Source organism: Halodesulfovibrio sp., assembly GCF_015482765.1.
In the GTDB taxonomy this organism is placed as follows: domain Bacteria; phylum Desulfobacterota; class Desulfovibrionia; order Desulfovibrionales; family Desulfovibrionaceae; genus Halodesulfovibrio.
The window spans coordinates 46374-55714 of sequence record NZ_JADMLB010000011.1 but is presented as its reverse complement, the minus strand read 5'-3'; the positions used below and the strand labels follow the sequence as shown (position 1 = coordinate 55714).

Here is a 9341-nt window from a genome sequence, read left to right as displayed (position 1 = left end):
TTCAATGTAAATGTCGTTACCGGCTTGCAACTCGCAATTTTCACAGAATCCGGCTCGAATGTTGGTGCCGGCGTCAATTGAGCAGGATTTGGCGCCTTTGATGCCACGTTCGGCGGTGAATGCATCCAGAGTACGGATGGTAGCACCTTCGACAATGTCTTTAACAAGGATGTTGCGAGCCTGAAGCTCAAACCCTGTTTTGACTGTTCCGTGTACGCACAGGTCGTTTACATAGATAACGTTGCCTGTGCTGAAATTCACATCACCATGAATATTCAGTAATTTTTTTACTGAAATAAGGTCTTCATGATAAAAAACATATCCGTTTTGTGTGGCAAGAAGTTGCAGATTGTTTTCAGGATTTACTATTGTATTCGGTCCAGCCGGAAGTTCTGGAGTTTCAAAAATGAATTGCGGATCGAGAAGCTCTGTGTTTTCCGGTGCCGGAACGAATTCCGCAAGAATTTGTCCGGAAACAACGTTCTGCACATATCCAAGGCAATGGTGATCCACACGCCCACGGGATACCGCAGCTGGTGAGAGCTTAGTGTGATTGAAGAAGGGGTCGAAGCAGTGACGTAAATAGTAAGTCATACGAAAGCATCCCACTAGAGAGGAAGACTAGAAAGCATATCGTCCTCATTCCGGAAAAGATTAAAAAAACGGAGTAGTTGTTTTTTTTGAAGTAGTTCGAGAAAGTGCCGTGGTGGAGAGAGGATATGCAAAATTTTCCCATGTCCACGAACTCTTGAGGTTAAGTAGACAAGCAGATGCAGTCCGGATTCGTCAATGGTTCCCAGTGAGGATAAATCCACGACAACATGTTGATAGTCTTGAACGGCTACAAGAGTCTCGAAGTGTTCCCTAACCGGCTGGCATGTTTCATGTGTCAGATCATTTTCATAGAGAAGAACTAACGCAGAGCCTAATCTGAACGTCTTTGCTGGATTCATATGGTTCCCGAATTGTTGATGCCAGTTTCTAAGTATCAAGTGCCGTGGAGTAACTTACCGTGGGCACTAACGCTTTGCTGATGAGAACTATATCGGTTCGTTTCGCCGTAACCTTACAGGCGTGTAAAGAAATTCCTAATACAAAACGTGTCTAACTGCAATTTATGCATGGTCGGAAAAATAGATTATTCCCTCGAAAACAGAGGGTTGCTGAGAAAAGTGAGAAGACTTTTTCGGGTGTGAAAGTTCGAACGGGAAAAAAGGCGTAAGACACAAAAAAAGCCGGAGACACAGTCGCCGGCTTTTTTTGTTTTGTATTGCTTGCTAGGCAAAGTCTTCCGAGGCGAGCATTATGGTTACAGGTCCCCAGTTGGTAAGGGACACATCCATGTCTGCTCCAAAAACTCCACATTCAACAGAATCTGGCAGCTCTTTTTTGCAATGTTCTACAAAGGTGTCGAAAAGCTTAGTAGCAATGGCTGGTGGACACGCCGTTGTAAAAGAAGGGCGTCTTCCTCGTCTGCTGTCGGCATAGAGTGTAAATTGTGGAACCAGCAGCAGGCTGTTGCCTGTATCCTTAAGGCTGAGATTCATTTTCCCCTGATCATCAGAGAAGATACGCAGCCCGATCATCTTTTGCAGCATGGTATTCCATACAGCAGAAGAAGGCATGTCTTCTGTGTCCTGCGCACCAAAGCCCACAAGGACAACAAGACCTGCATCAATAGAGCCGACACATTTTCCGTCAACGTGTACGGCGCCTTTTTTTACTCGTTGTAATAAAAGTTTCATTGTTACTGTACTGTCTTGGTTTCTGCAGTTGCTTCCACAGCATTATCGTTTGTGGCGGAAACAGTCTCATCAACTGGTGTTGTATTGTTTACTACTTGTTCCTGTTGAGTCGTTTCAGTGGCCACTTCTTCAGCAACTGCGGTATGAGCTTCTTCAGGTTCAGCCTGTTTTATAGCAGCTTCAGAACACTCCCGTTCAGCTTCAGCAGCTTTACGTTTGTTGTCCTGTTTTTGTTCTTCTTCATTGCGTAAAGCACGACGAAGCACCTTACCGACAATTGTTTTAGGAAGCTCGTCTCTGAATTCTACCTGTTTCGGAACCTTGTAGTTTGCCAGCTTTTCGCGACAGTGGGAAAGAATTTCAGATTTGGTTAATTCTTCACCAACCTTCGGGACAATGTAGACCTTAATGATTTCACCACGAGTTTTGTGTGGAACACCAACGGTAACTGCTTCCTGAACTTTTGGATGTTCGTAGAGAACTTCATCGATTTCTCGAGGATATACGTTGTATCCCGCAACAATGATCATGTCTTTTTTACGGTCAACAATGTAGAAGTATCCCTCTTCGTCCATCGTCGCGATGTCACCAGTGTAGAGCCAACCGTTACGCAGTGTAGAGGCTGTTTCATCTGGCCTGTTCCAATAGCCCATCATAACCTGTGGGCCCTTAAGAATCAGTTCACCAATTTTGCCGGTAGGCAACGGAACACTTCCGACTTCCATATCAACAATACGGGCTTCTGTATCTGGGAACGGCAAACCAATAGAGCCGTTCTTAGAAACACCATGCAATGGGTTCAGATGTGTTACAGGAGAAGCCTCTGTAAGTCCGAAACCTTCAAGAAGCTTTGCACCGGTAATTTTTTTGAACTGGCGCATCTGTTCAACCGGCATCGGAGAAGAGCCGGAAATACAGTATTTGATGCAGCTTAAGTCATAGTTAGGCAGGCTTTTTTGCTGCATGAGAGAAATATATACAGACGGAGCACCAGGGAAGATGGTCGGTTTGTATTTTTGAATTCCATCAAGCACGTCTTTCGGCACATATCTCGGGAACGGAATAACAGTAGCACCCATAGCGCATGGGAAGAGCATACTTACGGTCAGCCCGAAAACGTGGAAATACGGAAGCAGTCCGAGGAACGTATGATGTTCATCAGACAGGCCGCTCAACATTGCATAACATTGCTCAACGTTGGCGGTAAGATTGGCGTGAGAAAGCATAACACCTTTGGATATGCCAGTGGTGCCGCCAGTATACTGCAACAGAGCAATAGAGTTTTTAGGGTCCTTGATAGGAACACTTAATTGTTCTTTTGATGCGAAAAGTGTTTTCCAAGGAAGTACAGATTTGTTGTCGTACGGGACATTGATGTGCGTTTTTTCCCACTTATTTTTCAACGTGTAGGCGATATTCAGCGGAAAGCTGAGCGCATCGGAAATACGGGTAACAAAGTACTTTTTAATAGGTAACTTTTTACGCAATTTAGCAAGCTTAGGCCACACAAGATCCAGCGTGATCATGTGTTTTGCGCCGCAATCATGAATTTGGTGAACCAGTTCCTTCTCCATGTAGAGAGGGTTGGTCATAACAACTATACCGCCAGCCTTGAGCACTCCCCAAAATGCAATCATGGTCTGTGGTAAGTTCGGCATCATGATAGATACGCGGTCACCGGGTTTAACACCCTGTTCACGGAGGTTCGCGGCAAATTGTTCCGCAAGTGTGTGAAGCTTTTTGTAAGAAAGTTTGTAGTTTTTAAAAACTGTAGCGTTTCGTTTCGGCGTGTTTTTCGCCGCTTCGTCAAGAATGCTCGGGATAGAAGCATTCTTGTACTTCAGGTTCGCCGGTACTTCCGGATCGTAGTTGTCCAGCCACGGGCGTTCGAGTGGTAAATCCTGTTCGTTCATATCGTATTATTATTGCTAAGGTTGATATGATGTTCAGTCGTCATTTTGTAACAGTGTAGTACCCCGTCAACAACGATAGTGCAACCCCTGTAGCGGAAAGGGTTGCCTCATAAAAAAGTAAAGCCCGCATTGCGGGCTTTACTAAGATTCTATGGTGTTACGTCAACTAAAGCAAACCGGCTTCTTCCAGAATCTGCTTGAGTCTTGTCAGATTTTCTTCTGCAAGAGGAACCATAGGCAGTCTGAAATCCGTATCCATCTTGCCTTGCAGAGCAAGAGCAGTTTTAACAGGAATAGGGTTAGATTCCATGAACATTGCGCGGTTAAGCGGCTGCATTTCAAAGTGCAGCTTGCGTGCAGTTGCAATATCGCCTTTTTCCCATGAGCTGCAAAGATCAGCCATCTTTTTAGGAACAAGGTTGGAAACAACAGAGATAACACCCGCACCGCCAAGTGAAAGCAGTGGAAGCAGGGTGAAGTCATCTCCTGAAAGCACGTTTAAGGAAGTGCCGCACTGTTCGATAATGTCAGACGCCTGAATAAGGTTGCCTGTAGCTTCTTTAATGCCGACAATCTGAGGGATGTCCTCATGAAGACGTGCAACAGTGGAAGGCAGAATATTGCTGCCGGTTCTACCCGGTACATTGTAAAGCACCATTGGGATACTGATGGTATCTGCAATATGTTTGAAGTGCTGGTAAATGCCTTCCTGAGTCGGTTTGTTGTAGTATGGGCTTATGAGAAGAACGCCGTCTGCACCTGCATCCTTAGCAAACTGGGTGAGGTGAACAGCTTCTTTTGTGTTGTTGGAACCGGCACCGGCAAGAACCGGCACGCGTTTTTTTGCCTGATCAACACAGATTCGGATAGCTTCCTTATGCTCGTCGTGCGTAAGGGTTGCAGATTCGCCAGTGGTGCCGCAGGGAACTAACCCGTTGATACCTTCAGTAATCTGCCATTCAATATGCTGACGAAAGCTTTCTTCGTCAATTTTGCCATCGCGAAATGGAGTAACCAGTGCAGTGTAGGCTCCGGTAAAGTTCATATAGCCTCCTCATGTGGGCAAAAGTGCTGCCCGCAGCGGGTTTGTCGTGTTAGTCTAACGTAAGTCCGAGTGATTCAAGCACAGCATTGCCGGAGTAAATAACAAGTGCTTTACCCTTAAGGAAAACACTGTCACCTTCGATGGATATGCTCAGAATTTCTCCGCCGGAAGACTTAACACGTACATTAGTGCCGGTAAGCCCAAGTGCGTTTGCTACAACAACGCCAGCCACAGCACCAGTACCGCAGGCAAAAGTTTCATCTTCAACGCCGCGTTCGTACGTGCGAAGATGTACGTTTTCGCGGTCTATCACACTCATAAAGTTCGCATTGGTTCCTGCAGGGGCAAAAACATCATGATAGCGTACAAGGGCGCCGAGTTCTTTAACATTCAGCGCGGATGCATCTTCTGCCACATAAACAGCATGCGGAACTCCGGTGTTAACGAAATGAATTTCGTCGTCACCGTCTTTCAACGTGATTGGTTTGTTTAATTCAAGTCCTTGAGGCGGTGTGAGTTCAACTTTAATCTCACCGTCGTCGCAAAATTCAGCACGAATAGGGCCTGCGTCTGTTCCGAATGTGTGAACAGGACCGGCAAGGCCGATTTGGACTGCAAGTTTTGCCGCACAACGCGAAGCGTTGCCGCACATTTCTGCTCGGGAACCATCGGCATTGTAGAAATGCCAGCGGTAATCAAGAGTGGTGTCATCAGACTCTTCAAGAAAAACTAACCCGTCTGCGCCAACACCGAAAGCGCGGCGGCAGATTTTTTGAGCCCACTCACTCATATGCGAAACAGGCACGTTGTATTCCCGATTGTCAATGAATACAAAGTCATTGCCGCAGCCTTGCATTTTATAAATAGCTACGTGCTCCATGGTAGGATTCATGAGAACTCCTGGTGTCGGCAGAAAGTGCCCGTCTCTGCGTCAACACCCAACTAAAAGCATTACGTCGTATTTCCCGATGCGGTAAAGCAATATACAGCTCAGGAAATGGATGAAAAGATTCATCCTCAAATCAATATAGTGTGTGTAAGCACGTCCGATGGTGTGCAGCATCAGGCGGCTTAAGGTATCTACTCCTATGATTCTGCTGCACAAAAGACATAAGGTCAACCCGTTACCGTCATCAGAGTAAAAATGTTTTCAATGATGCGTGGATTAATCACACTCTCTAACGGGAAAGGGTAAAAAGTTTGCGGCAGGAGGTGTTGGTGAAGCAGCGTATCTCTTCTTCGAAATAAGAATTTTTCCAAAAATCGATTTTGCAGTCGTTTTCAGCTTGTTTTAATGGTTTACATCTTTTTACGGATGGTTGTGTCAGGAGGATGCCTTTAAGAGCTCAAGAAGGGGGAAGTGAAGGCTGTGTAGAGGGGGGTGAACTGCGTTCAGTAGATAAAAAGAAAAGCGCAGACCGAAGTCTGCGCTTTCGTAGAGATATATAAAACAGGCTTAGCTGTTCAAAAACTCTTTAAGTTCTTTGCCTGCGCGGAAGAACGGAAGATGCTTAGGATGTACGGTTACAACTTCACCAGTTTTTGGGTTACGACCGGTGTAGCCTTCGTACTCTTTCATTTTGAAGCTGCCGAAACCACGGATTTCTACGCGGTTACCTTCAGCAAGTGCATCCTTCATGCTATCAACAAAGACGTTAACCATCATGGTTGCTTCTTCAATAGCAATGTTATTCTCTTCAGACAAAGTTTTAATCAGTTCGCTTTTGTTCATTCTCAACTCCCACTGTACAATACAGCGTAGATGTTCTGGATTTATGTTTATGTAAGTATGTGCTTTCTAGCTGTGTGATATAATTCATTATGACGCAAACTGTTTAAATATTCAAGAGTTAATTGCTGATATCACTCGTATTTTCTGTAAAAATTGATTTAGAAATGTCTTCTAACATACTCTTTTTGATTTTCTGTAACTTTACTGCAATAGAGAAAATGTCTTTTGCAGCGCGACTGTTAGGAGCGTTCTTCATCAAAGGAGTTTGTTTTCGGACAGATTCAGGCACCATTTTGTCCTGACAGATTCCACCAAGAAACTCAGGAGTAAATCCAAGGAAGCGTTCACAGGCTGTTGCAAGTCTGTTGTAAGTGCTTGTTTCTTCGGATTTATCTTCAGCCTGATTCACTATGATGTAAAAGTCCTTAACGTTGTGTTGTGTAGAGAGAACTTTCATAAGAGCATAACTGTCTGTTAAAGAAGTCGGCTCTGGAGTTACAACAACAACACGAATACGAGTCATAGCTGCAAAGGCAAGTACTGTAGGCGTAATGCCTGCACCAAGGTCCATTAACAGATACTCGTAGTTGTTAAAGAGTGGATCAAGACGTTGGAACAATAGGTTCCGCAGGTCGCTGTCCATTTCTACCAGTTCAGGTACACCGGAAGCAGCCGGAAGGAAGTCAAAGCCATCCGGTTCAATAGGGAAGGCAACTTCATCAGCCGGTGTGTCGGTGTCCAGTAGACTCTGCATGTTGGTATCAGGTGTAACACCGAGAAGAACGTCAAGGTTGGCAAGACCCAAATCACAGTCCATAAGCATGACGGGGAAACCGCCCCTGTACATGCAGTAGCCAAGGTTAAGAGCGATATTGGTTTTACCCACGCCGCCTTTGCCGCTCAGGATAGAAATTGTGAGAGTATTGTTGGGTTTCATACGGGGTAACTGCCTTATTTAGATCCAGAAAAAAGGAATTGTTTTTCGTTCGAATGCACCATAGTGGAGCGGTCATACTCGAATTCAACAAGCTGTCGGGTAACACGCACTCTGTTCTTTCCGGCATTTTTTGCCTGATACAGAGCTTTGTCAGCCACCTCAAAAAGCTCCTTACCTGTCGCTTTGCTGCGTCCTTTCAGAGACGCAACACCGGCAGAAAAGGTGCACTGAATGGCGGCTTCAGAGCATTTAATCAACGTGTCAGCAAACATTGAACAGAGTCTGTCCATCAGTGCTTTTGCTCTGAGTGGACCGGCACCCGGTAGTAGGAGTGCAAATTCCTCGCCACCCACGCGCGCCGCATGGTCATATCCACGTGTTGAGGCATCAAGCATATCTGCTAATGTTCTGATAACCTCATCACCGCAGGCATGCCCATAGGTGTCGTTAACGTTTTTAAAGTCATCAAGATCGATAATAGCAAGACTCAGCTGCCCATTACTGCGTTCTACCCTTTGCAGCTCCATGGAGAGCTTATGTTCAAAGGCCTGTTTATTGTATAATCCAGTAAGTGGATCACGCTCGGATTTGTGCGTAAGGTCTTCAATAATCTTCTGAAGGTTCGCAAGATTAAAATACGTGGAGTTATCCAAATCAAGCGCGAGCCAGTCTGAAAGACCGAACCGTTCAGAAAGTTTATTCCAACTTTCCATAGTGAGACCGGGCACAAGTCGAGTAAGCGCTAATTGCTGATCAGCCATATCAATCGGGGCGGACTGTGCATGCGACACAATAAGTTGTCGAAGCTGGTCCAGTTCGGCTGTCAGGTTTTCAAGGCCTTCTGTGCGTATGTTATGTAGTCTTTTCTGCATGTAGATAAAGCAGGAAATCACGCAGGAACTGGTCCAGTTTTCCATCTAAAACCGAATCAACATCCCCGATCTCCGAGTTTGTCCTGTGATCTTTCACAAGACGGTATGGCTGAAGCGTATAAGTACGTATCTGACTACCGAAACTAATATCCATTTTTCCTGCGTATTCGGCCTGACGTTCGTCTTGCACTTTACGCAGTTCAATTTCATACAGTCGGGATTTAAGAATCTGCAATGCAGTGTCTTTATTTGCGTGCTGTGACTTTTCGTTCTGGCACTGTGCTGTTACGCCTGTTGGAATATGCGTAATACGCACAGCGGAACTTGTTGTGTTAACGCTCTGTCCACCGGGGCCACTTGAGCGGAACACATCAATACGTAAGTCACCTTCTTTGATATCAACAGTAATGCCTTTACCTGCATCCGGAATAATATCAATAGAGGCAAAAGAAGTATGTCTACGGCCTGATGAATCGAACGGAGAAATACGGATGAGTCTGTGGATTCCCTTTTCACCCTTCAGGAAGCCATAGGCGTTTTCACCCTTAATACGTAGCGTAACACTTTTAATGCCCGCTTCGTCGCCGTCCAGCAGGTCGAGATATTCGACTTTAAATTTATGTCTGTCTGCCCAGCGCACATACATGCGAAGGAGCATTTTTGCCCAGTCCTGAGCTTCGGTGCCGCCAGCACCGGGATGGATTTCCAGAATGGCGTCATTCTGATCTTCCGGTGCGCTTAGCAGTAAGTTAAGTTCTGTCTGCTCTAGCAGTTCTTCAAGAAGTGCTGTCTGCGCACTGAGCGTTTCAAGAACTTCAGGGCTTTGATCTTCTTCAGCCAACGCAAGCCATTCAGCCAAATCATCTTTAGCCTGCATAAGGGTTTCCAGACGGTCAATTTGAGATTCAAGTTGACTTTTTTCCTGTAGAACAGGTGTTAATTTGTCTGGATTATCCCATGCACCGGGGCTGGAAAGCTGTTTTTCAATTTCATCAAGGCGATCTTTATTGCCTTTGAGGTCAAAGCCTCCTCCATAAGGAGTTGAACTGTTCTGTTAAAGCGTTACTCTTTGTTCTTAAATCTGCTAATTGAAGCAT

10 protein-coding genes are annotated in these 9341 nt (G+C 45.4%); all 10 read right to left on the bottom strand.

Annotated elements, in window-relative coordinates; genetic code table 11:
* Positions 1 to 594: FapA family protein (locus QZY95_RS01630; protein WP_290918486.1), on the bottom strand; the 594-nt coding region annotated here is incomplete at its 3' end.
* A gap of 14 nt (positions 595 to 608) precedes the next feature.
* Positions 609 to 953 (bottom strand): STAS domain-containing protein, encoded by a 345-nt coding sequence (locus QZY95_RS01625; protein WP_290918484.1) that lies wholly within the window; start codon positions 951 to 953, stop codon positions 609 to 611.
* A 324-nt stretch (positions 954 to 1277) separates the two neighbouring features.
* Complete coding sequence (gene dtd, locus QZY95_RS01620; RefSeq protein WP_290918481.1) at positions 1278 to 1745, bottom strand: D-aminoacyl-tRNA deacylase; 468 nt, start codon at positions 1743 to 1745, stop codon at positions 1278 to 1280.
* A 2-nt stretch (positions 1746 to 1747) separates the two neighbouring features.
* Complete coding sequence (locus tag QZY95_RS01615) at positions 1748 to 3658, bottom strand: AMP-binding protein (protein WP_290918478.1); 1911 nt, start codon at positions 3656 to 3658, stop codon at positions 1748 to 1750.
* A 166-nt stretch (positions 3659 to 3824) separates the two neighbouring features.
* Positions 3825 to 4703, bottom strand: coding sequence for a 4-hydroxy-tetrahydrodipicolinate synthase (gene dapA / locus QZY95_RS01610; RefSeq protein WP_290918475.1), 879 nt, complete (start codon positions 4701 to 4703; stop codon positions 3825 to 3827).
* A gap of 49 nt (positions 4704 to 4752) precedes the next feature.
* Positions 4753 to 5595: a diaminopimelate epimerase gene (dapF, locus tag QZY95_RS01605; protein WP_290918472.1), complete on the bottom strand. Its 843-nt coding sequence runs from the start codon at positions 5593 to 5595 to the stop codon at positions 4753 to 4755.
* Positions 5596 to 6159: 564 nt separating this feature from the next.
* Positions 6160 to 6456, bottom strand: coding sequence for an HU family DNA-binding protein (locus tag QZY95_RS01600; RefSeq protein ID WP_269449366.1), 297 nt, complete (start codon positions 6454 to 6456; stop codon positions 6160 to 6162).
* 97 nt (positions 6457 to 6553) lie between these two features.
* Positions 6554 to 7372, bottom strand: a complete 819-nt coding sequence (locus QZY95_RS01595; RefSeq protein WP_290918468.1) for a MinD/ParA family protein — start codon at positions 7370 to 7372, stop codon at positions 6554 to 6556.
* 14 nt (positions 7373 to 7386) lie between these two features.
* Positions 7387 to 8244 carry a GGDEF domain-containing protein gene (locus QZY95_RS01590; protein ID WP_290918466.1) on the bottom strand — a complete coding sequence of 286 codons (858 nt, stop codon included), beginning with the start codon at positions 8242 to 8244 and terminating at the stop codon, positions 7387 to 7389.
* A protein-coding gene (prfB, locus tag QZY95_RS01585) for a peptide chain release factor 2 (protein ID WP_290918464.1) occupies positions 8225 to 9341 on the bottom strand; the annotation gives its coding sequence in 2 pieces (ribosomal slippage) (positions 8225 to 9265 and positions 9267 to 9341; 1116 coding nt in all). The genes QZY95_RS01590 and prfB overlap by 20 nt, the downstream gene beginning before the upstream one ends.

Coding starts and splice junctions, on each gene's coding strand:
- QZY95_RS01625 (WP_290918484.1), bottom strand. CDS start 953: ATGAATCCAGCAAAGACGTTCAGATTAGGCTCTGCGTTAGTTCTTCTC.
- dtd (WP_290918481.1), bottom strand. CDS start 1,745: ATGAAACTTTTATTACAACGAGTAAAAAAAGGCGCCGTACACGTTGAC.
- QZY95_RS01615 (WP_290918478.1), bottom strand. CDS start 3,658: ATGAACGAACAGGATTTACCACTCGAACGCCCGTGGCTGGACAACTAC.
- dapA (WP_290918475.1), bottom strand. CDS start 4,703: ATGAACTTTACCGGAGCCTACACTGCACTGGTTACTCCATTTCGCGAT.
- dapF (WP_290918472.1), bottom strand. CDS start 5,595: ATGAATCCTACCATGGAGCACGTAGCTATTTATAAAATGCAAGGCTGC.
- QZY95_RS01595 (WP_290918468.1), bottom strand. CDS start 7,372: ATGAAACCCAACAATACTCTCACAATTTCTATCCTGAGCGGCAAAGGC.
- QZY95_RS01590 (WP_290918466.1), bottom strand. CDS start 8,244: ATGCAGAAAAGACTACATAACATACGCACAGAAGGCCTTGAAAACCTG.